Origin of the sequence: Aeromonas sp. QDB68 (assembly GCF_027707405.1) — a bacterium.
In the GTDB taxonomy this organism is placed as follows: Bacteria; Pseudomonadota; Gammaproteobacteria; order Enterobacterales; family Aeromonadaceae; genus Aeromonas; species Aeromonas caviae.
Genome location: NZ_JAPCIQ010000056.1, coordinates 1 through 21,182 on the forward strand (window position 1 = coordinate 1; position 21,182 = coordinate 21,182).

The following is a 21,182-nucleotide window of genomic DNA, read 5'->3' on the forward strand; positions in this document are numbered from 1 at the left end:
GGCGTGCATCGAGAAGACAGATTATCCCATCCCGGCAGAACTGATGCCGTCAACCCCGTCCTGGTGAATAGATACCCCTGCTCTGGGTCGAGCACCCCGAATACGTGCTGCTGGTGGCGGGCGCCGCCATGGCCGGGGTCATCTCGGCCCCGCTGATGCGCTACCTTGGCAAGCTGTTCCTGGCGCTCGATGCCCTGGGGCTCGTGGTCTTCTCCATCTTCGGGGCTGCCCGGGCGCTCGAGATGGGCCACGGGGCCGGCATCGCCTGCATCATGGCCGTGGTGACCGGCGTGTTCGGGGGGGTACTGCGGGACTTGCTGTGCCAGCGTATCCCGCTGGTGTTCAAGCGCGAGCTCTATGCCACCGTCTCGCTGATCACCGCCGCGCTCTACTGCTTTGCGCTGCACCATGGGCTGCCCAACGACTGGGCCGCTTTCGGTGCCATCGGCATCGGTTTCGTGCTGCGGCTCCTGGCGGTACGCTTCAAATGGGGACTGCCCACCTTCAACTATCAGTACGCCACCCATTGAACACGCCAGTTCCTGGCCATATCGCACGGATAACGAGCAACAAAAAAGCGCCATACGGCGCTTTTTTGTTGGGCATCGGCAAATCGGCAAGAGAGTAAAAGGTCAGTTGATCCCTTCCGAGCTGAAGAAGGTCGCCTTGTCGGCGATGAAACGCACCTTGATGTTCTTGCCTTCCCCTCCCCAGACACAGCTCGTGGTGCCGAGAGCATCGTCGCAACGCTCGGCCTTGCCGAGGATGGCGCTCGCTTCGGCATAGCTCATCCCGACTTTCAGCTTGTCGTAGCTCTCGCGGTTGAGCTTGCCGCAACCAGTCAACAACAGGGCGATGAGCCCCCCGATCACAATCTGCTTCATCTTTCTCTCCTCTGGCTGGAGTCCAGAGCCTAGCAGCTTGGTCCCCCTCAATGCCAGCGGCAAAAAGACACAATCGGCACTCAACCCTTGAGGAAATCCCGACTCACCAGCTACGAACGGGGCCTGTGTCCAGGTGCACGAAGTTGTCGGAAGGGTAATAACCCACACCGCCCACCTTGAGGTTCAGGGCGGCCTTGCGCAGGTGCGCCAGCTGCACGCCGGGGATGCGCACGTCAACCGCCTGCCCCAGGGTGTGGTAGCTGTGCTTGGCAACACCGCGACTCTTGCGCCGCTTCTGCTGATTGGTGGTCGGGGAGCGATAACCCGAGATGAGCTGGATTTCGCCGTGGCGCCCCAGCTTGTGTTGCAGCAGAAAGAGCTGATCGAACAGCTTTCTGTCGATGTTGAACACTTCGTTGCGACGGTAGTCACGGAAAATATGGTTGAGCTCCGCCAACCCGTCACTCAGATAGTGGCCATCTTCCCAATAACTGGCGCGTACCCGCTCGCCGGTATTGAGGTTGAAGAAACTCAGTTCCCGTCCCGAAGTGCTGCGGCTCGCAAGCGCAGGGAACGACAGCAGGCTGGTCCCCATCAGGCAACCCGCCCCCAGCAGCAGACGGCGTCGGCTTATCTCTTGTCCCAGCATCCGTTGTCCGTCCATCTCATGGTGAAGTCACACAGGTGAATGAATTTGATACAAGGGCCGAAACTACCTGCCAGAAAAAGCGCTGTCAAACCCCATTCACCCATGAAAAAGCCCGGCACGGGCCGGGCTTGTCACTCTGTGGCGAGGATCACAGCAAGCGGCTTTGATAGCTGACTCTGTCGAATCCGTAGATATCGTTGCGCAGTTGCTGACGTCCCTCTTCATCAATCCAGCTGCTCCAGTAGACGGTAAACACCGGGATAGGGTTGCTCAGGGGCAGCCACTTGGTCTGGGTCTCTTTCAGGATGCTGGCTACCTTGTCCGGCTGATAGCGGGAGTCCGCCAGCAGCAGCTCTGCCAGATCGTCGGCGTGTTCCACCCGGATGCAACCCGAGCTGAAGGCACGGGCCCCCTGCTCGAACAGCGCCTTGCGCGGGGTGGAGTGGAGATAGATGGCATCGTTGTTAGGCAGATAGAACTTGTAGCGACCCAGGGCATTGTGATCCCCCGGCTTTTGCCGCAACCGGTAAGGGAAACCGGAGGCCAGCGCATGGTGCCAGCCATCTTCGCTGAACTGCACCGGATTGCCCTCGCCGTCGATCACCTCGAACTGTTCGCGATCCAGGTAGGCAGGATCGCGCCCGAGCTTGGGCAGAATGTCCTTGCTCAGGATGGAGCGCGGCACGTGCCAGGCCGGGTTCAGCACGATGGAGCGGATCTCGCTGGCGAGGATGGGGGTTGCCCGCTGCTCCTTGCCGACGATGACCCGACTAGTGAAGACCTCGCTGCCCGACTCCACCACGCTCAGGCGGTAGTCCGGAATGTTGACCAGCACATAGCGACCGGCAAGGTGATCCACCAGATCACGGCGCCACAGGTTGCGAACCAGCAGGCTGGCGCGCACCTCGGGGCCGGTATTGAGCCAGCTGCGGGTCTGACGGCCGATGATGCCGTCGGCGGTCAGGCCGTGGCGGCGCTGGAACTGCTTGATGGCCTGTTCGGTCTCGGGATCGTAGAGGCTGTCCTGGTGAGTCGGGGCACTGTCCCCCAGTTCGTTCAGGATGGAGCGGATCTGGCCGAGCTCGGTCGAGCTCTCCCCCGCCCTCAGGGTCGGCATGGAGAGGATGGGCCAGTGCTTGGCCATGGGCATGGCCAGCAGCTTGCGCACTTCTTCGCGCACGGCGTCGTATTCCGCCACCTGTGGCCTGAGTTGCCTGACCTGCTCCAGCAGATTGTCTCCCTGGGGAGCATGGGCCAGTGGGCGGTTCAGATCCAGCTTGAGGGTCTGCATCTGTTCGCGCGCGACCAGATCCATCCCTCGCCAGGCCTGCTGGAACCGGGCCAGCTTGCCAAAGGCCTCATCGTAGAGGGCACCGCGCCGATCCGCCGGGGTCTTTTGCAACTGCTGCCAGAGGCGGTAGAAATCCGGATGCAGCTGGGCCAACACCGCTTCCTGCAACTGCTGTTCAAGCTCATGACGAGCCTGCTCGGCCACCTCGTTCTGATACCAGTCATGCTGGATGTTGGGACTGGCCACTACCGCCTGTTCCGTGCTGGCATGAACCATGCTGGCCGGCCAGCAGCCCAGCCAGATGAGATTCGCCAATGCCAACCAATACTTCTTACCCATGCTTCTTACCACGCTTGCCTCAAATCGGTTCATTTCGGCCTGTCAGGCGCGACGGTCAGGACCCCATGATGCGTGAATGCCGACGACTTTGCTAGCGGGCGGAGGTGTAACGACGCCAGATGAGTTCCTGCTCCCCGCTGTCGCCGACGGCCACTATCGCCTCGTTGAACCGCGCTACGAATTCCCCGGACAGGGTCTTCTTGCTCAACATGAAAAAGGTGGGCGTCTCATGGATCGCCATGGTGTGGGGGACGACCGCATCCGACAGCCCCTCTCTCTTCAGACCCCAGGGCGTGGCCAGACTATCCCCGAGAAAACCGTCTATCCGCCCAAGCAGCAGCTTGCGATAGTTTTGCACATCGTTGACCTCGCTCACCTGGTTGCGGTATCGCTGCAGAACCTTGGTGATTTCCGGGCCGTAATAGTAGTCCCTGGTCACACCGAGGCGATGCCCGTGGGCCAGCCAGCTCGCCAGATCCGACTCCTCCCCGGTACCGGATTTGCGTACCCAGAGCGATGTCCGGCCCGGGTTGTAGGGGATGGAGAACCAGGCATAACGCGCCCTGTCATCGGCAAAATACGCCTCCATCACGATGTCCAGCCGACCCCGCTCAAGATCGTGCAACCCCCGCTTCCAGGGACGCTCCACATAGACCAGATGACAACCCAGCCGATTCGACACGGCATTGAGGTAGTCGACCGCAAATCCACGCAGTTCCCGACGTGCTCCCTCTTGCTGGTAATAGTGGTATGGGGGCCAGTCATCGAAACCGACGCGAAGGGGGGAGGAGCAGAACGATTGCGCCCACAACGGTTGGAGGGGCAGACAGCAGAGCACACACAGAGAGAAGAGTCTCATGGGTCATCCTTGACAACGGGACAGGCCATCTTAATTCTGCCCGGGTGAAATGGCGACAGATCCTGCCACAACAAAGCACAATATCAGCCGTTTGCCTGATGCGCCCCAGGTGGCGGCAGACAGGTTGGCGCCGAAAAAGCCACAATCAAGAAGAGGAAGCAAACGACCCCAAAGCCCCTTGGTAAGCAGGGTGATTGAGGGTTAATATGTGAGCAAATATATTTTTGTGATCCACTATGCTTTTTTTGCAATTGGATTAGCATATGCGCGAAATCTGCCTATCAATCTGTCGGGCGTCGAGTGAGTAATATGACCTACAAAAAGTTCGGTTTTCTGGCTGCCATCCTGGCACTGAGCGGTTTCTACCTTTATACCCTCTATCTGGCCGCTCACCCCAACGTGAGCCTGGCTTACAAGCTCTATTACCTGGAAGGCAAGACCCGTTTCTGGGAGCACAACTCCAGCATGACCCTCCAGCCTGGCAACGAACTCAACCTGACCAAGCCGAGCCGCTTCCTCTCAAGCGAAGGCTGGGCCAAGAAGCCCAGCGAGCAAGGCACCGAGCTGAGCGGTCAGGGCGGTCTCTATTTCGTGCTGCCCAAGCAGCAGGCCCAGCCGGAGCAGCTCACCATCCAGGCCAGGATCAACAGCCCTCAGGCTGGCACCCTGCTCAAGGTGGCGCTGGGTCATGATTTCACCACCACGGTCAAGCTGGCCAAGGCGGGCATCAACGAGATCCGACTCAGCCTGCCGGGCGACTCCCTGACCGCCGATCCCAAGCGTCCCAACTTCCTGGCGCTCTCCGCCCCGACACCGCTCAACGTCCAGTCCGTGCGACTGACCGTGGCTCAGTGAAGCGGAATGCCCCAAGTATCTGTTCCGTAAAATAATTCTTTCAATAAGGAAGTTCCCATGTCCCGTGCCGATTTTCGACTCTCTCTGGTCGTTCCCGTTTACAACGAGGAAGAGAGCATAGACGCCTTCATCAGCGCGATAGATACCGAACTGGCCCCGCTCAAAGACCAGCTTGAAATCGTGTTCGTCAACGATGGCAGCCGTGACCGCACCCGTGAGGTGGTCGAGCAGGCCATCGCCCGGGATCCCCGTGTGACCCTGGTCAACCTGGCCCGCAACTTCGGCAAGGAAGCGGCCATGACCGCCGGCCTGCACCAGGCCAAGGGCGACGCCATCGTCCCCATGGACGTGGACCTGCAGGATCCCCCCTCTCTCATTCTGGAGTTCGTCAAGCTGTGGCAGACCGGCGACTATGACACCGTCTACGGCATCCGGGTGGATCGCAGCGCCGATACCCCGATGAAACGCCTGACTGCCGGTGGCTTCTACCGCTTCTTCAACGCCCTCTCCACCAGCACCAAGCTGCCGGAGAACGCCGGTGACTTCCGCCTCATCGATCGCAAGGTGGTCGAGGCCATCAAGCAGTTGCCGGAGCGCAACCGCTTCATGAAGGGGCTGTTCGCCTGGGCCGGTTTTCGCGCCGTCGGCGTTCCCTACGAGCGCCCGGCCCGCCATGCCGGCGAAACCAAGTTCAACTACTGGAAGCTGTGGAACTTCGCCCTTGACGGCCTGATGAGCTTCTCCAGCTGGCCGCTGCGGGTGTGGAGCTACATCGGGGTCGGTGTCTCCTTCATCGCCTTCCTCTATATCCTCAAGATCATCACCCAGGTGCTCTTCTTCGGCATCGACGTGCCCGGTTACGCCTCCCTGATGTCGGTCATGCTGTTCCTCGGCGGCATCCAGCTGCTGTCGCTGGGCATCATCGGCGAGTACATCGGCCGCATGTTCGTCGAGGTGAAACAGCGCCCCGTCTACCTCATCGAAGGGGTCTACGGCCAGTACGCCAAGCAGGATGAAGAGCAGAAGCAGGAAGTGCCCACCGCCAGCAAGAAGAGCGCTGGCAAGAAGGCCGCCGCGAAAGCCGCTGATGATCAGCAGGAGCAGGCGTCTCAATGATCTCCCGCGAGGAATTCTGGCGGCTGGTTCGCTTCGGTTTTGTCGGCGGGGGGGCCACCCTCGTCGATCTGGGTACCTCCATCGCCCTGTTTCATACCTGGCCGGCCATCTCCGAGCACCTGGTCACGACCCTGGCCTTTGCCGTGGCGTTCTGGTTCTCGTTCTTCGGCCATCGCTACATCACCTTCCAGAAACAAGGTGCCGCCAGCAAGTTCCTGCTGGTTGCCCTCTTCTCGCTGGCGGTGCGTAATCTCATCCTGAGCGGTTTGCTGTTTGCCGGTCTCTCCGGCCTGTTGCCGGTGGTGATCGCCACCCTGACCGTCACCGTGCTCACCTACGTTCTCTCCCGTATCTGGGTTTTTGCCTGATGAATGATATGACCAATACCGCCCCGTCAACCGGGGCTGCACTCCCCTATCGCCCGTCACTGCGCATCAGCGGCCGCGACTGGCTGATGATCGTCGCCGCCTTCGTGCTGAGCCGGGTGGCGCTCTATGGCATGGGCTATTTCGGCGTCCAGCTCTATGGCGCCACCGACATCGGGCCGCTGCAAGCCTACTGCCAGTTCGACTGCGTCTGGTTCCAGCGCATCATCGAGAATGGCTACGACCTCTATCCACGCTGGTTGAGCAAGGGCAATGCGGCGAACTGGGCCTTCATGCCCCTCTATCCCATGCTGGCCGGCGGTCTCTCCAGCCTGTTTGACATGGAGAGCCTCATCGGCCTGATGCTGGTGGCCAACATCGCCTTCTTCATCAGCTTGCCCCTGATGCTGCTGGTGCTGCACCAGCTCAAGCTGGGGGACGACACAGCCCGCTTCGGGGTCTGGCTGCTGGCCTTCTCCCCCTTCTCCGCCTATTTCGTCTCCGGCTATACCGAGCCCATGTTCATGGCGCTGATGCTGGGAATGTTCCTGTTCGCCTACCGCGAACAGTGGCTCATGGTCGCCTTCCTCGGCATCTTCATCTCCGCCACCCGCAACCTGGGGGTGATGATGGTGTTCCCGGTGCTGATCCTGGCCCTGCAGGCCTACGGCTGGCGCGAGTTCTTCCGCTTCACCGAGCGGGCCTTCAAGGTGGTGTTCACCCTCTGGCTCATTCCCCTCGGCCTCTTCTCCTACATGGTCTATCTCTATCACCTCACCGGGGATGCCCTGGCCTTCAAGCACATCCAGGTGGCCTGGGGCCGCTATATGGACAGCCCCCTGGACTGGTGGCTGAGCGGCTTCGAGCTGGGGGGGCGCAAGGCCTATCTCTCCATCATGGTGATCTTCGGCTGGTGCCTGAATGGCTACCTGTTCAGCCAGAAACGCTGGGCCGAAGCAACCCTGATGTTCATCTGCTGCACCATCCCCCTGATGACCGGACTCAACGCCATGCCCCGCTACATGTTCGGCCTCTATCCGACCCTGCTGGCCATCGTGCTGCTGGCCCATCGCTGGCCTGCCATCCGCCCTGCGGTGCTCTGCATCAGCGGCATGGTTGCCTCCTTCATCGCGGTGGCCTTCGTCAACTTCAAGTTCTTCACCGTGTGACGCCACCCCGAATGCCTACAAGCCGGTCAACTGACCGGCTTTTTTCATGGCCGCGACACCCGGTTCACACTTTTCCATTCTTGAAAACGTAACCATTTGAACTGACGTCACAAATCGGTATTTTACCGGTCCAAGCCTGCCCCAGCGCGCCCTAGAATGAGTGCCTCAACGGATCCTGCTCCTCACACTCTGCTCAAGGAATGGCTTATGCGTCTCTCTTCGCGCCCCGCTCTTCGCCCATCACCCCTGTGGCTGGCCGTGCTCGCCACACCGCTGTTCATCGGTCAGGCGATGGCCGCCCCCGAGGTCTATCTCCATGTGGATGGCAAACCGGTAGCCGAGGCGCTGACGCTGGACAAGGGCACCGTCACCCTGACCCACAGACTGGACAAGGGGAGCCACCAGATCCGCATCAGCGATGCGGGCAACAGCTGCGGCACCAGCTTCGGGCCAACCGAGGCCAAGCCCCTTCCCTTCGGCACCGCCCAGCCCATGGACAAGTGCAGCAAGGGGACAGACTTCAATCTGAGGGTGATGCTGGCGGGGGACTACGAGTTCACCTTCAACCCCGATACCCCCAGCCTCAAGGTGTTGCGGGCAACCAAAAAGAGCGAGTTCAAACGCCAGCCTCCGGAAGAGCCCTGCATCAGCTGGGATGGCGGCCCGGTCACGACATCACTCAAGGGAGTCTGGCCCGACGGCACACGGTTGCGGGATGCCTACTCGGGACAGGAAGCCGTGGTCAAGGGCGGCAAGATCACCCTGACACCGAGCAAGGAGAGCGGCGGCCTGCTGCTGCTCGAGCCGGTCAAGGCCGCCAAGCCTGCTCCCTTCAGCTGGGATCAGGCGAGCGTCTATTTTCTGCTGACCGACCGCTTCCACAACGGCGATCCTGCCAATGATCACAGCTTCGGTCGTCAGAAGGATGGTCAGGACGAAGTGGCCACCTGGCATGGCGGTGACTTCAAGGGGCTGACCGAGAAGCTCGACTACATCAAGCAACTCGGCATCAACGCCATCTGGATCACCCCCATGGTGGAACAGGTCCACGGCTTCATCGGCGGTGGCGAACAGGGGAACTTCCCCTTCTACGCCTACCACGGCTACTGGGCGCTCGACTTCACCAAAATCGACCCCAACTACGGCGACGAAGAGAGCCTGAAAACCCTGGTGGACGAGGCCCACAAGCGCGGCATGCGGATCATCCTCGACGTGGTGATGAACCACGCAGGCTACGCCACCCTCGCCGACTTGCAGGATCTGGGGCTCACCGATCTCACCCAGAACACCGGCAAGCTGCCGAGTCGCTGGAACGAATGGCGCCCAAGCGGCGGCCTCAACTGGCATGGCTACAACCAGTTCATCGACTACCAGTCATCCCACTGGGACAAGTGGTGGGGCCCTGACTGGGTGCGCGCAGGCCTGCCCGGCTACCCGCAACCCGGCACCGACGACGTCACCGGCTCGGTGGCGGGACTGCCGGACTTCCTGACCGAATCCACCAGATCGGTGGGGCTGCCACCGCTGCTCGCTGCCAAAAAAGACACCAGGGCCAAGGCCCTGCCCAACGCCACCGTGAGCGATTACCTCATTGCCTGGCACACCGACTGGGTGCGCCGCTTCGGCATCGACGGCTTCCGTGCCGACACCGTCAAGCACCTGGAGCCCGCGGTCTGGGCCAGGCTCAAGCAGGCGGGCACCGACGCGCTCAAGGAGTGGAAGGCCGCCAACCCGGGCAAGGCCCTCGATGACCTTCCCTTCTACATGGTGGGCGAGGTGTGGGATCACGGGGTCGCCAAGGACTTCTGGTACCAGCACGGCTTCGATTCCCTGATCAACTTCGACTACCAGCGTGAATTCGCCCTGCCCCAGGCCCAGTGCATGGCAGGGGCAGAGCCCACCTATGCGAGCTATGCCAGCCGCATCAACCAGGATCCCGAGTTCAACGTGCTGAGCTACATCAGCTCCCACGACACCAAGCTCTTCTTCGGCGACTATCAGGACGTGGCGCTGCAACGGCGGGTGGCCAACAGCTTCATGCTGCTGCCGGGGGGCATCCAGATCTACTATGGCGACGAGTCCGGCCGGGGACTGGCCAAGGATGGCGGCGTGTTCGATCAGAGCGTGCGCTCGGACATGAACTGGCAGGAGCTGGCGAGTGGCGAGAAGGCGGAGCTGGTCAAGCACTGGCAACGGCTCGGCCAGTTCCGTGCCGCCCACCCTGCCATCGCGGCGGGCAGCCACAAGAAGATTTCCGATGTCCCCTATGGCTTCGTGCGGGAGAAAGGAGAAGACAAAGTGGTCGTGGTCTTCGCGGGTCGGCAGAAATAGCGACCTGGCCTGAATAAAAAGGGGAGCCGATGGCTCCCCTTTTTTGTCTTGCAGACGCCCGCATCAATCAGACTGGCGGGCCGCCTTTGGCCACTGCAACCTCGCCCTGAGCAGGGTTTCCTGCCACAGGGGCCAGGCCAGCAAGGCCTGCTGATAGGCGCCAGCCTGACCGGGCAGCGAAATGCCATAGCTTGCCAGTCGATAGGCCATCACCGCATAGAAGGCATCCAGAATGCTCGCCTCGTCGAAATAGAAGGGCCCCCGCGCCTGGGACCAGAGAGTCTGCAACCGGGCCAGCTCGTCGATGACCTCCACCGGCGGTTCACTCTGGGTGGGCGCCCCCAGGAAGAAGGGCAGCAGGGTGCGGATCTGACGAAAACCGGCGTGCAGCTCGGCGCACAGGCTGCGGGCCAGGGCCCGTTCGGCCTTGTCCACCGGATAAAGGTGGCGCTCCGGGCAACACTCGTGGAGATATTCGGCGATGGCCAGAGAGTCGTGAATACGCAGCTCACCGTCGTCGAGCCAGGGCACCAGGCCGGCGGGGGCCGTGCGCTTGAGCCGTTGCAGCTCCTTGGCATCTTCCAGATCGAAGACCTGCTCCTGCCACTTGAGCCCGCTCATGGCCAGCACCAGCGCCGTTCTCATTGCCCAGGTGGAGCCCGTGCCCACCGTCAAAACCAGGGATCCCATCGATTGCCTCCTGCATGGGTTGTTTACTGGCCATCCCGCCGGCCCCGTGGCACGACATCCGATGACCACCTCACATTTGCGTACTGGCGGGTTTGACCCACTTGGGTAGCAGTGCTAGTTTGATTTTTCAAAACAATCGGTTAGCAACAATGTGAGCTATGGACAGCCAATTTACCATCGTCATCGCAGATGACCACCCCCTGTTTCGGGGCGCCCTCTATCAAGCGGTGCACATGGCCATCGACGACGCCAGATTGCTGGAGGCTGACTCCATCGACAGCCTGAGCCACCTGCTCGATGAACATCCCGACGTCGACCTGCTGCTGCTGGATCTCAAGATGCCGGGGGCCAACGGCTTCGAGGGGTTGGCCTATCTGCGCGGACATCACCCGGATCTCCCCATCGTCGTGGTCTCGGCCTCCGAGGATCCCGCCATCATCCAGCAGGTGCTGCGCCTGGGCGCGCTCGGCTTCATTCCCAAGTCCGTCCCCATGAAAGAGCTGGTCAGCGCCCTCAATACGGTGATCGGGGGGGACAACTGGGTGCCCGAGGGGATCTCCCTCCATCCCGAGCCCAGCGAAGGGCCCGATTTCGCCACCAAGCTGGCCAGCCTCACCCCCCAGCAATACAAGGTGCTCATCATGTTGCGGGATGGCAGCCTCAACAAACAGATCGCCTGGGAGCTCAACGTTTCCGAGGCGACCATCAAGGCCCATATCACCGCGATTTTCCGCAAACTCGGGGTCAAGAACCGCACCCAGGCGGTCATCGCCCTCCAGCAGATGGATATCAAGGACAGTTGAGCCCCTTGCCACCATCAGAGCCCATATCACTCCGCCTTCCGCAAACTCGGGGTCAAGAACCGCACCCAGGCGGTCATCGCCCTCCAGCAGATGGATATCAAGGACAGTTGAGCACCTTGTCACCATCAGAGCCCATATCACTCCGCCTTCCGCAAACTCGGGGTCAAGAACCACACCCAGGCAGTCATCGCCCTGCAGCAAATGGGCATCAAGGACGACTGAGCTCGTCCCCGGCTGGCTCGTAACAAGCCAGCCACAACCGCCTCCCAGAAGACTCTCTGGCCCCCCGCGGCAGCCGGAAACGGCCTCCCTGCACCATTTGCGGCTCGACAATTAGCACGGTCGTACTTTATGCTGCCAGCCCAGAGAGAGGAGAGCCGGATGAGCAAGGGACGTCTGACCCGCGACACCATTTTGCAGACTGCATTCGAGCAGGCGAGCCAGCAGGGGCTGGAGAGCCTCACCATAGGCTCCCTCGCAACGGCCTGCGAGATGTCAAAAAGCGGTCTGTTCGCCCACTTCCAGTCCCGTGACAACCTACAGATCGCCGTGCTCACCCATTCCGCCGAGGTATTTCGGGAGCGGGTGATCCAGCCGGTGCGCCAACAGGGACACGCCACCCAGCAGGAGAAACTGCTCGCCCTGTTGCAGGCCTGGCTGGCCTGGAACCAGAGTTTTGCCGGCCGCTGCATGTTCCTCGATGCCTGGACCTCCGCCCAGGAGGGTGAGGTCCAGCAGGCGGCACGCGAGCTGGTCCGTTTCTGGCTCGACTACCTGGCACGCCAGGTAGTGCAGGGGCAAGCCAGCGGGGAGTGGCGCAGCGATCTCGATCCCTGGCGCGCCGTCTATCGCCTCTATGGCCTCTATCTCGGGGATCAGGTGTTCCATGCCCTGGCGCTCAGCGAGGATCCGGCCCGCCACTTCTGGCCCGAGGTGGAACAATTGCTGACCAGCTGGCGCTGACCCGACGGGCTCTTCTTTTTAAAAATTCGCAAAAAAGCACGATCGTTCGCACACAAAAGACACAGGATGACCATGAGCAGCAAGATCTACTTCAACACACGCCGCTTCAGCCCAAGCAAGTTGCTGCTGGGCCTCGGCACCCGCCTGCATCACGTGCTCGCGCCCACCCACGCCAAGCGCACCGCCAGCAAGCTGCTGCTCACCCCGCAGCGGGCGACCCGGGGCGTCGCAGCCCCAGCTGGCCTGGTCGAGCAGGCCATCCACACCAGTGAAGGGACCCTGATGAGCTACCGGCTCGGGCAGGGGCCGGTCTGGCTGTTGATGCACGGCTGGTCAGGCAGTGCCAGCCAGTTCTATCCGTTGATGAGCCACATCGCCGCCCAGGGCTATACGGCCCTCGCCTACGATCACCCCGCCCACGGCCGGAGCGAAGGGAACAGGGGTCACCTGCCCCGCTTCGTGCGCGCTTTCGACGAGCTCCTCGAGCGGGTCGGCCCCGTCCAGGGCGTCATCACCCACAGCATGGGGGGCGCCGTCACCCTCAGCAGCCGTCACCCGGCAATCGATACGCTGCCGCTGCTGCTCATCTCCCCGGTGCTCGACTACGTGCCCCAGCTCTACGGCATGGTGGCGCGCTCCGGCTACTCCATCCGGCTGTTCGATGCGGTGGTCAAGGAGATAGAACACGAATACCAGCACCCGCTCAGCACGGTTGACCCCCTTGGCCGGCTCGCCCGGCGCAGCGGCGCCGCCCTCATCGTTCACGATGAGGAAGACCGCTTCGCCCCCCACCGGGACTCCCTACGCGCGGCCCAGGATGGCAGAACCCGGCTGGTGAGCACCCGGGGGCTCGGCCATGGCCGTATTCTGGCAAGCCCTCCAGCCTTCGCCGCCTTCGATCAACTGAGCCAGACGCCCTTGGCAAACTGAAAATGAAACGGGCCGCAAAAATTGAGCGTGCGGCCCATTTTTATCCGGTATACAACGTCTTATAGTTGAATTGCGCGGTGGCAACCCGCCCTGGCGATCACGATAAGGCGCACCCTCATGGCCAGACCCAATACTGCTCTTCTGCTGACTGGTGGTGGTGCCCGCGCCGCCTATCAGGTCGGCGCACTCAAGGCGGTGGCCGAACTCTACCCCCGCAACATCGGCATCCCCTTCCCCATTTTGTGCGGCACCTCGGCGGGGGCTCTCAACATCACGGCGCTGGCGTGCTACGCCTCCTGTTTCCATCTGGGGGTGCGCAAGCTGGAGTGGGTCTGGCGACGATTCGAGACCCACCACATCTTCGACTTCCACCCTTGCCAACTGCTGTGGCGCACCCTCTATCAGGGCTCTGCCGGCCTCATCACCCCCCAGAGCAACCGAGCCTTTCACCTGTTTGACAACGCCCCCCTGCGCCGTCTGCTGGATCAGCTCATCGACTATCACCGCATCGATGACAACATTCTCTACGGCAGCCTGGAGGCCATCGCCATCACGGCCTCCGACTATGATGACGGCCTCTCCACCACCTTCTTCCAGGGGCGGGCCGAACATCAGCCCTGGGAGCGCGCCAGACGACGTGGCCTGCGTACCCTGCTCACCTCGGATCACCTGCTGGCCTCGTCGGCGCTGCCCTTTGTCTTTCCCGCCACCCCCATCGGCGATCGCATCTACGGGGATGGCTCCATCCACCAGCTGAGCCCGCTCAGTCCCGCCATCCACCTGGGGGCGGAGAGGATCCTGCTGGTGACCCTGGACTCCCCTCACAGGGAGAACCCGACTCCCCGCCAGGGGCACCTGACCAGCTCCAACATCGCGAGCCATCTGCTCAACACCGTCTTCTCCGACACCCTTAATTCGGATCTGGAGCGGCTCGGGCGCATCAACCAGACCCTTTCCCTCATTCCGGCACGGGAGCGCAGTCGACTGAAACTGCGCCAGGTGGAGACCTGCGTGATCCGCCCCAGCCAGGATCTCGACCTCATCGCCCTCGAATACCTCCCACGGTTGCCGACCCAGCTGCGCCGTCTGCTGCGAGTGCTCGGGGTCAACGGCGAAGAGAGCAGCAGCCTGGCCAGCTTCCTGATGTTTGACCCCGGCTATTGCCAGCGGCTCATCAAGCTGGGATACCAGGACGCGCTGGATCACCGCCAGCGCATCGAGGCCTTCCTCGACCTGCCGGGCAGCGGGAGGCAGGTGCAATTTCGCGAAGAGGCCTGAGGGGCCTTATCTCATGGGAAGGAGATCCTAGCGTCCCTCCAGCAGGCGCTGCTCGGCCTGTTCCATGGCCACGGCCGTGCCGAAGAGCACCAGGGTATCTCCCGCCGCCAGCACCAGCTCGCGCCTGGGATCCAGGCTGCGCTCCCCGCGATGAATCGCCTTGATGCGCACCTCTCCCAGGGCGAGATCCCGCACCCTGTGTCCCACCGCCCAGGCCTGGTCGTGCAGCAGCACGGGATGCAGCCGCTCGAGCAGTTGATCCGTCTCCAGATTGCCCGCACTCTTGCCGCCCCAGTAGAAACCGTGCAGAAAGCGATACTGGCTGCTGCGCTCGTGCTCCATGCGCCGGATCACCCGGCCGATGGGAATGTCGCAGTTGAGCAGCAGGTGGGAGACCAGCATCAGGGCTCCCTCCTGGGATTCGGGGATCACCTCGAAGGCGCCGGCCTGCTTGTAGTGTTCAAGGAAACTGTCATCCCGGGTACGCACCAGCACCTTGATCTCCCCCGCCAGCTCCCGGATCAGCGTCAGCATGGCATCGACCCGCTTTTGATCGTCGAAGGTGATGATCACCAGCCGCGCCCGCAACAGACCGGCCGCCAGCAGGATGTCGCGCCGGCTGGCATCGCCGAACGCCACCTGCTCCCCCGCGAGCTTCGCCTCACTCACCCGCTCGGGATCGAGATCCAGGGCCAGGAAAGGTATCTCTTCGAGCTTGAGAAAGCGGGCACAGGTTTGGCCGGTGCGTCCGAACCCGGCGATGATGACGTGCTGGTGTTTGCTCAGGCCCGACTGGGCCACCTCGGCGCGAGAGAGCAGGGCACTGTCGGTGAGGGAGTGGGCAAGCCCCAGCGCCCGCAACACCAGCCAGGGGGTGAGGGCGATGGAGATGACACCGATGCCGATGAGCAGAGAGACCAGCTGGTGATCCAGCAAGCCGTGATGACTCGCCAGCGCCAGCAGCACAAAACCGAACTCCCCGACCTGGCTCAACATGATGCCAGCGGCCATGGCGTCGCGCTTGCGCTCCCCCATCAGGCGGCCCGCCAGCAATATGAGCAGCGACTTGCACAGGATTAGCCCCGTCACACAGGCCAGCACCTGCCACCAGGCGCCCGCCACCAGCGCCCAGTCCATGGTCATGCCGATGGTAATGAAGAAGAGCCCCATCAACACGTCGCGAAACGGCTTGATGTCCACTTCGAGCTGATGACGATAGTGGGACTCCCCCAGCATCATGCCCGCCAGAAAGGCACCGAGCGCCATGGAGAGCCCCATCCACTGGGTCAGGGAGGCCGCCAGCAATGCCACCAGCAGGGCACTCAGTACGAAGAGTTCGTCTGAACGTGCGCGCGCCACCTCGAAAAACAGCATGGGCAGCAGCCACTTCCCCACCGCCAGCAGCACGGATAGCGCAAACAACCCCTTGAGGGAGGCCCAGGCGACCTCCGCCAGCAGGGCGCTGCCCTGCACCTCGGGCTGGGCCAGGATGGGGATCATCACCAGCAGGGGCACCACGGCGAGATCCTGGAACAGCAGCACGCTCACCCCGAGCTGGGCTCGCCGGGTATGGAGCTGCTTGAGCTCGCCGAGCTGCTTGATCACCACGGCGGTGGAGGAGAGCGCCAGGGTGCCTGATACCACCAGCGCCTGGGCCAGGCTCAGCCCCCACCACCAGCCGAGCCCGAAAAACAGCAGTGAGGTGAGCAGCACCTGCAGGCTGCCGACCCCCAACACCAGCTTGCGCATGGCGAGCAGACGCGGCAGGGAGAACTCGAGCCCGAGGGAGAACATCAGGAACACAATGCCAAGCTCTCCTATGGTCTGCATCATGGCCTGACCCGTGACGATGGCCACGCCATGGGGGCCGAGCAGCATGCCGGCAAACAGATAGGCAAGGATCACCGGCTGGCCGAGGCGCCGGAAAATGGCCACCAGCACAACGGCGAAGATCAGCAGGATCAACACATCGGCGTACACCCATCCCTCTCCTTCATCTGCCCGGCGCCCTCTTCCCTGACACAGCAAGTACAGCGCCCGCTCCCCATATGGCACGGCACTCGCTCAGCGGCAGGGATTTCCCCTCACGTTTCATCCCGTTAAGCCTAGCCAGCCCCCTTGTTTTTCATCGGACATATTTTAGGCACAGGGCTTGCAAGAGCCTGCGCAATGAATGGAGAGGTGTAAGGGCTGTAACGTGGAAAACACATCGTCATTGAACGGCTTCGGACATGGCATAGAGCAGTGGGTACAGCAGATGGAGCGGCTTGCGCCCTTGACCGGGCAGGACCGCTATCAGCAGATAGAGCAGTTGCTGGGGCAACGGGATCTTGACGCCCTGCTGGCAATCTTTGCCGAGCGGGTGGCAAACATTGTCCGGATCCACTCGCTCCAGTTCGACTGTGGCCAGCCCCATCCTCTCATCTCGCACCCGCCCCAGGCCAGGCTGACCCTGCATGCCTATCGCTTCGAGCTGCGGGGACGACACGAGCAGTTGCTCGGCCAGTTGCACTACGAGCTGGAGCACCCCCTGAGCGACGGCCAGAGGCGGTTGCTTGAGCAATATCATCAGCTGTTCAGTCTCCCCCTGCCCCTCTATCTGCGGCTGGATCGGCTGGAACAGCAGGTGCGGCTCGACCACCTGACCGGGCTTGGCAATCGCGCCTACTTCGATGAGGCCATCGGCCGGGCGGTGGAGCAACACAGCCGGGAACCCCACGGCCTGGTGTTGGTGCTGCTGGATCTCGACAGATTCAAGCAGGTCAATGACACCTGGGGCCACCCGGTGGGCGACCTGGTGCTAAGCCGCTTCGCCCAGTTGCTGCAGGGGTGCATTCGCGGGACGGATCAGGCGTTTCGCCTCGGCGGTGACGAGTTTGCCCTGCTGCTGCAGCCCGCGGACCCCGAGGCCTGGCGCCCGGTCTGGCTGCGGTTGCAACATGTGCTCCACAGCCACAAGGAGCTCAGCACCTTCTCTGTGGGGTGCAGCCTGGGAGCCGCCAGCTGGCAGTCTGGCATGGATGTGCAGCGCCTCTACGAGACGGCCGATACCCATCTCTACGCCCGCAAGAAAGCCGGGGGCTCCGGCCTGCCCGAATAGGGCATAACCCTTTCGCCTCCCGGCCCCCTGTCACTCTGCGATGTCAATTCGTATCCTGGGGGACGGGGGCCGCCACTCCCACGCCACCCCCTCTTCTGGCGCCAGAAATCCGTCGCAGACAAAGAGCCCGGCCACCAGTGCCACCTGTTCACCGTAGTAGAGGATGGGAATGCGCCCCCGCTGCCAGGAGGGCACCCCGTACTCTTGCAGCAGCTTCTTGAGCCGCCGGCTGCCCACCCGCCCCACCGGTTTCAGCATGACGCCGGGGGCGACCTGAAAACGCACCGAGAGCGGCTCGTCCCCCCTCGGTGTCCGCAACCCTTCGCCATCCGTTCTCCAGAGCCTGAACTGCCCGAGCCCGTCCGGCAGGGTGAGCGTCTCTTCCATCCCGATGGGCAGCACCTCCTCGCGGGGGGCGAGATCCGGCGCCACCAGGTACAGGCGCCCCTGATAGCGGCGGCACGCCAACCCTTGCAAGCTCAGCCTGGGGTTGGCGTCATCGCGCGCCAGCGCCACCTCCTGCCACAGCAGGCCCAGCAGCTCGCGGGAGGGCATCTCCCCCCCCTGGCGGCGGATCCAGTGGCGCAGCAGGTTGTTACGCCGCACGGGGGAGAGGGAGAGGAGTCCGTCAATGCGCAGCCCTTCTCCCTCCCCCACCGCCTGCCAGTCCGCCTCGGCCAGCTCGCCGATGAGCGCCTCCTGCTCGGCGCACAAGGCCATGGTGCGCGCCGTCGTCCGGGCCATGGCGGGCCAGCGGTCCTTGAGCAGGGGGATGATCTGCTGGCGCAGGAAGTTGCGGTCATAGCTCGGGTCCTCGTTGCTCTCATCCTCAACCCAGCCATAAGGAAGTGACTGCGCGGCTTGCGCCAGCTCGGCCCGGCTCATGTCGAGCAAGGGGCGCAACAGATGGCCTGCGGCAAAAGGCTGGCTCGCCACCATGCCCGCCAGCCCGCGCAGACCGGCCCCCCGCTTGAGCGCCAGCAGCAGGGTCTCCAGCTGATCGTCCTGATGGTGAGCGGTGAGCAGCCACTCCCCTTCCCCCAGGTGGGCGGCGAGTCGCTCATAACGCGCCGCCCGCGCCTGGGCCTCCAGGCTCTCCCCGTTGCCCCGACAGAGCTGCACCCGCTCCACGATGAGGGGCACCGCCAGTTGCTGGCACACCCCTTCGCAGTGAGCCACCCAGTGGTCGGCATGTGGGCTCAGGCCGTGATGAACGTGCAGGGCGTTCAGGGCGAGGCCGTGGGCACGGGCAAAACGGGCCGCCAGCACCAGCAAGACGGTGGAGTCGAGCCCGCCGCTGAAGGCCACCAGCAGACCGCGGGAACCTTCCGGCGCGGGCAGGGTCTGACAAAAACGAGAATAAATACGAGAAATCATAGGCTTCCCCAATACGACCAGGCCGATCTTAGCAGAGTCGGGCTTATCAAGCGCTAACCCGGCTGCTAGAGTGAATCGCTCCCTGCGTGGGCAAGGAAGCCATATAACCCGAATTGGAATAAAACCATAATGAACAACAAGAAACACATCCTGGCCACCCTCGTCGGGCTGGCCCTGCTGGCCGGTTGCAGTCAGGCACCGAACCAACCGGACAAGCACTCCGGCCTTGCGCTGGCGAACATGGACACCAGCGTCAAGCCTGGTGACGACTTCTTCCGCTACGTGAACGGCCACTGGCTCGCCACGGCCAAGATCCCCGATGACAGGCCCGCCGACGGCGCCTTCTACCTGCTGCGGGACAAATCCCTGGCGGACGTGCGAGTGCTGGTGGAGGGGCTGGATGGCAAAGCCGCCACCGGCACCCCGGCCCAGCAGATCCACGACCTCTACCAGAGCTATCTGGATCAGGCCGCCCGCAACGCCAAGGGCACCACGCCCCTGCTGCCGATGCTGAGCGAGATCGAGCAGATCAGCACGCCGCAGGATCTCGCCCGCGCCTTCGCCCAGAGCGCCCGCACCGGGGGCGGCTCCCCCTTCGGTTTCTGGATTGACGCCGACGCCAAGACCCCTGACAGCTATGCCGTCTACCTCTACCAGGCCGGCCTCGGCCTGCCGGATCGGGACTACTACCTCAAGCGCGACCCCAACAGCCAGGCGCTGCTGCACAAGTACGAGCAGCACATCGCCGCCATGCTGGCCCGCTTCGGTGAGACGGATGCCCAGGCCAAGGCGAAACGCATCCTGGCCCTCGAGACCAGGCTCGCCCAGATCCAGTGGGACAACGTGGCCCTGCGAGACAGAGAGAAGAACTACAACAAGGGGCCGGTGAGCGAGCTGGGGCGCCTCGCCCCCGCCATCGACTGGGGCACCTACCTGGCCCAGGCCGGCCTTGCGGGGCAGCAGAGCCTGGTCATCGGCCAGCCCACCTACCTCTCGGCCCTGAACGAGGTGATGCAGCAGACTCCGCTCGCTGACTGGCAGGCCTACCTCAAGTGGCAGCTCATCACCGATTACGCCCCCTACCTCGACAGCCAGACCGATGCCCAGAATTTTGCCTTCTTCGGCACCGCTCTTAGCGGCACGCCCAAGCAGCGCGCCCCCTGGGAGCGGGCCCTTGGGGTGCTGGACAACAATCTTGGGGAGGCGGTGGGCAAGCTCTATGTCGAGCGCTACTTCCCGCCAGCGGCCAAGGCCCGCATGGAGCAGCTGGTGGAGAACCTGCGCACCGCCTACGGCCAGAGCATCCAGGAGCTGGACTGGATGTCCCCGGCCACCAAGACCCAGGCCCTCGAGAAGCTCGCCAAGTTCAGACCCAAGATCGGCTACCCGGACAAATGGAAGGACTACAGCGCCATCACCATTCGCCCCGACGATCTGGTGGGCAACCTGCAGCGGGCCCGCGCCTTCGAATACGCCGACAACCTGGCGCGCCTCGGCAAGCCGGTCGATCGGGACGAGTGGCACATGTCACCCCAGACGGTGAACGCCTACTACAACCCGAGCAACAACGAGATCGTCTTCCCGGCCGCCATTTTGCAGCCCCCCTTCTTCGACATGACGGCGGACGATGCGGTCAACTACGGCGCCATCGGCGGGGTGATCGGCCACGAGATGGGCCACGGTTTTGATGATCAGGGGGCCAAATCCGACGGTGACGGCGTGATGCGCGACTGGTGGACGCCGGCGGATCTCAAGGAGTTTCGCTTTCGCACCAGCCGGCTGGTGGCCCAGTACAACCGCTTCGAGCCCATCAAGGGGCAGTACGTCAACGGCCAGTTCACCCTGGGGGAGAACATCGGCGATCTCGGCGGCCTCACCATCGCCCACAAGGCCTACCTGCTCTCCCTGGATGGCAAGGAGGCCCCGGTGCTGGACGGTTTTACCGGCGAGCAGCGCTTCTTCCTCGGCTGGGCCCAAGTGTGGAAGGGCATGTATCGCCCCGAGCTGATGCAGATGCTGCTCGCCTCGGATCCCCACTCGCCGCCGGAATACCGGGTCAACGGCGTGGTACCGAACATCCCCGCCTTCTACGAGGCGTTCAAGATCCAGCCCGGCGACAAGCTCTATCTGGACCCGGCCAAACGGGTCAAGATATGGTGATGACAACCCGGGCAGGGGGCGGC

Annotated in this window: 19 protein-coding genes and 1 pseudogene; 13 read left to right on the forward strand and 7 right to left on the reverse strand. The window is 62.9% G+C overall.

Annotated elements, in window-relative coordinates; genetic code table 11:
• Positions 1 to 104: 104 nt before the first annotated feature.
• On the forward strand, positions 105 to 530 hold the full coding sequence (locus PG892_RS15045; protein ID WP_270825547.1) for a trimeric intracellular cation channel family protein: 426 nt from the start codon (positions 105 to 107) through the stop codon (positions 528 to 530).
• A gap of 102 nt (positions 531 to 632) precedes the next feature.
• On the opposite strand, the gene PG892_RS15050 is transcribed toward PG892_RS15045, so the two are convergent.
• The 4 genes from PG892_RS15050 to PG892_RS15065 form a co-directional block, all read right to left on the reverse strand.
• Positions 633 to 884, reverse strand: coding sequence for a hypothetical protein (locus PG892_RS15050; RefSeq protein WP_010673445.1), 252 nt, complete (start codon positions 882 to 884; stop codon positions 633 to 635).
• A gap of 103 nt (positions 885 to 987) precedes the next feature.
• On the reverse strand, positions 988 to 1,533 hold the full coding sequence (locus PG892_RS15055) for a DUF882 domain-containing protein (protein WP_052814334.1): 546 nt from the start codon (positions 1,531 to 1,533) through the stop codon (positions 988 to 990).
• Between the two features lie 148 nt (positions 1,534 to 1,681).
• Positions 1,682 to 3,163 carry a L,D-transpeptidase family protein gene (locus tag PG892_RS15060; RefSeq protein ID WP_270825548.1) on the reverse strand — a complete coding sequence of 494 codons (1,482 nt, stop codon included), beginning with the start codon at positions 3,161 to 3,163 and terminating at the stop codon, positions 1,682 to 1,684.
• Positions 3,164 to 3,254: 91 nt separating this feature from the next.
• Positions 3,255 to 4,022, reverse strand: coding sequence for a substrate-binding periplasmic protein (locus tag PG892_RS15065; protein WP_270825549.1), 768 nt, complete (start codon positions 4,020 to 4,022; stop codon positions 3,255 to 3,257).
• A 309-nt stretch (positions 4,023 to 4,331) separates the two neighbouring features.
• Between PG892_RS15065 and PG892_RS15070 the strand changes: the two genes are divergently transcribed.
• From PG892_RS15070 to PG892_RS15090, 5 genes are all read left to right on the forward strand, one after another.
• A complete protein-coding gene (locus PG892_RS15070) occupies positions 4,332 to 4,877 on the forward strand; it encodes a hypothetical protein (protein ID WP_104454569.1) in 546 nt (181 codons plus the stop codon).
• A 57-nt stretch (positions 4,878 to 4,934) separates the two neighbouring features.
• Entirely contained in the window at positions 4,935 to 5,993 is a 1,059-nt protein-coding gene (locus tag PG892_RS15075) for a glycosyltransferase family 2 protein (protein WP_041213382.1), read from the forward strand.
• On the forward strand, positions 5,990 to 6,361 hold the full coding sequence (locus tag PG892_RS15080) for a GtrA family protein (protein ID WP_010673439.1): 372 nt from the start codon (positions 5,990 to 5,992) through the stop codon (positions 6,359 to 6,361). Before PG892_RS15075 ends, PG892_RS15080 begins: the two co-directional genes overlap by 4 nt.
• Positions 6,361 to 7,527, forward strand: a complete 1,167-nt coding sequence (locus PG892_RS15085) for a hypothetical protein (protein WP_052814338.1) — start codon at positions 6,361 to 6,363, stop codon at positions 7,525 to 7,527. The genes PG892_RS15080 and PG892_RS15085 overlap by 1 nt, the downstream gene beginning before the upstream one ends.
• A 207-nt stretch (positions 7,528 to 7,734) precedes the next feature.
• Positions 7,735 to 9,858, forward strand: a complete 2,124-nt coding sequence (locus PG892_RS15090; RefSeq protein ID WP_052814339.1) for an alpha-amylase — start codon at positions 7,735 to 7,737, stop codon at positions 9,856 to 9,858.
• Between the two features lie 63 nt (positions 9,859 to 9,921).
• Here PG892_RS15090 and PG892_RS15095 read toward each other — a convergent pair whose 3' ends face one another.
• Positions 9,922 to 10,548 (reverse strand): glutathione S-transferase, encoded by a 627-nt coding sequence (locus PG892_RS15095; RefSeq protein WP_010673436.1) that lies wholly within the window; start codon positions 10,546 to 10,548, stop codon positions 9,922 to 9,924.
• Positions 10,549 to 10,706: 158 nt separating this feature from the next.
• Between PG892_RS15095 and PG892_RS15100 the strand changes: the two genes are divergently transcribed.
• The 5 genes and pseudogenes from PG892_RS15100 (at position 10,707) to PG892_RS15115 (ending at position 14,522) form a co-directional block, all read left to right on the forward strand.
• On the forward strand, positions 10,707 to 11,351 hold the full coding sequence (locus PG892_RS15100; protein WP_010673435.1) for a response regulator transcription factor: 645 nt from the start codon (positions 10,707 to 10,709) through the stop codon (positions 11,349 to 11,351).
• 121 nt (positions 11,352 to 11,472) lie between these two features.
• Positions 11,473 to 11,573 (forward strand): annotated as a pseudogene (locus PG892_RS22665) (DNA-binding response regulator); the annotation flags it as partial.
• Positions 11,574 to 11,732: 159 nt separating this feature from the next.
• The gene (locus PG892_RS15105) at positions 11,733 to 12,314 is read left to right on the forward strand and encodes a TetR/AcrR family transcriptional regulator (RefSeq protein WP_052814342.1); all 582 of its coding nucleotides are present in this window, start codon (positions 11,733 to 11,735) and stop codon (positions 12,312 to 12,314) included.
• Between the two features lie 72 nt (positions 12,315 to 12,386).
• Complete coding sequence (locus PG892_RS15110; protein ID WP_052814343.1) at positions 12,387 to 13,244, forward strand: alpha/beta hydrolase; 858 nt, start codon at positions 12,387 to 12,389, stop codon at positions 13,242 to 13,244.
• A gap of 117 nt (positions 13,245 to 13,361) precedes the next feature.
• Entirely contained in the window at positions 13,362 to 14,522 is a 1,161-nt protein-coding gene (locus PG892_RS15115; protein ID WP_113977725.1) for a patatin-like phospholipase family protein, read from the forward strand.
• Positions 14,523 to 14,549: 27 nt separating this feature from the next.
• On the opposite strand, the gene PG892_RS15120 is transcribed toward PG892_RS15115, so the two are convergent.
• Positions 14,550 to 16,502: a monovalent cation:proton antiporter family protein gene (locus PG892_RS15120; protein WP_045523570.1), complete on the reverse strand. Its 1,953-nt coding sequence runs from the start codon at positions 16,500 to 16,502 to the stop codon at positions 14,550 to 14,552.
• A 193-nt stretch (positions 16,503 to 16,695) separates the two neighbouring features.
• Here PG892_RS15120 and PG892_RS15125 point away from each other — a divergent pair, with 193 nt between their 5' ends.
• A complete protein-coding gene (locus PG892_RS15125) occupies positions 16,696 to 17,622 on the forward strand; it encodes a GGDEF domain-containing protein (protein WP_244812586.1) in 927 nt (308 codons plus the stop codon).
• A 30-nt stretch (positions 17,623 to 17,652) separates the two neighbouring features.
• Here PG892_RS15125 and tilS read toward each other — a convergent pair whose 3' ends face one another.
• The gene (gene tilS, locus PG892_RS15130) at positions 17,653 to 18,999 is read right to left on the reverse strand and encodes a tRNA lysidine(34) synthetase TilS (protein WP_270825550.1); all 1,347 of its coding nucleotides are present in this window, start codon (positions 18,997 to 18,999) and stop codon (positions 17,653 to 17,655) included.
• Between the two features lie 129 nt (positions 19,000 to 19,128).
• On the opposite strand from tilS, the gene PG892_RS15135 reads away from it, so the two are divergent.
• Positions 19,129 to 21,159, forward strand: coding sequence for a M13 family metallopeptidase (locus PG892_RS15135; RefSeq protein WP_270825551.1), 2,031 nt, complete (start codon positions 19,129 to 19,131; stop codon positions 21,157 to 21,159).
• Positions 21,160 to 21,182: the final 23 nt, after the last annotated feature.

Coding starts and splice junctions, on each gene's coding strand:
- PG892_RS15050 (WP_010673445.1), bottom strand. CDS start 884: ATGAAGCAGATTGTGATCGGGGGGCTCATCGCCCTGTTGTTGACTGGT.
- PG892_RS15055 (WP_052814334.1), bottom strand. CDS start 1,533: ATGCTGGGACAAGAGATAAGCCGACGCCGTCTGCTGCTGGGGGCGGGT.
- PG892_RS15060 (WP_270825548.1), bottom strand. CDS start 3,163: ATGGGTAAGAAGTATTGGTTGGCATTGGCGAATCTCATCTGGCTGGGC.
- PG892_RS15065 (WP_270825549.1), bottom strand. CDS start 4,022: ATGAGACTCTTCTCTCTGTGTGTGCTCTGCTGTCTGCCCCTCCAACCG.
- PG892_RS15070 (WP_104454569.1), top strand. CDS start 4,332: ATGACCTACAAAAAGTTCGGTTTTCTGGCTGCCATCCTGGCACTGAGC.
- PG892_RS15075 (WP_041213382.1), top strand. CDS start 4,935: ATGTCCCGTGCCGATTTTCGACTCTCTCTGGTCGTTCCCGTTTACAAC.
- PG892_RS15080 (WP_010673439.1), top strand. CDS start 5,990: ATGATCTCCCGCGAGGAATTCTGGCGGCTGGTTCGCTTCGGTTTTGTC.
- PG892_RS15085 (WP_052814338.1), top strand. CDS start 6,361: ATGAATGATATGACCAATACCGCCCCGTCAACCGGGGCTGCACTCCCC.
- PG892_RS15090 (WP_052814339.1), top strand. CDS start 7,735: ATGCGTCTCTCTTCGCGCCCCGCTCTTCGCCCATCACCCCTGTGGCTG.
- PG892_RS15095 (WP_010673436.1), bottom strand. CDS start 10,548: ATGGGATCCCTGGTTTTGACGGTGGGCACGGGCTCCACCTGGGCAATG.
- PG892_RS15100 (WP_010673435.1), top strand. CDS start 10,707: ATGGACAGCCAATTTACCATCGTCATCGCAGATGACCACCCCCTGTTT.
- PG892_RS15105 (WP_052814342.1), top strand. CDS start 11,733: ATGAGCAAGGGACGTCTGACCCGCGACACCATTTTGCAGACTGCATTC.
- PG892_RS15110 (WP_052814343.1), top strand. CDS start 12,387: ATGAGCAGCAAGATCTACTTCAACACACGCCGCTTCAGCCCAAGCAAG.
- PG892_RS15115 (WP_113977725.1), top strand. CDS start 13,362: ATGGCCAGACCCAATACTGCTCTTCTGCTGACTGGTGGTGGTGCCCGC.
- PG892_RS15125 (WP_244812586.1), top strand. CDS start 16,696: ATGGAGAGGTGTAAGGGCTGTAACGTGGAAAACACATCGTCATTGAAC.
- tilS (WP_270825550.1), bottom strand. CDS start 18,999: ATGATTTCTCGTATTTATTCTCGTTTTTGTCAGACCCTGCCCGCGCCG.
- PG892_RS15135 (WP_270825551.1), top strand. CDS start 19,129: ATGAACAACAAGAAACACATCCTGGCCACCCTCGTCGGGCTGGCCCTG.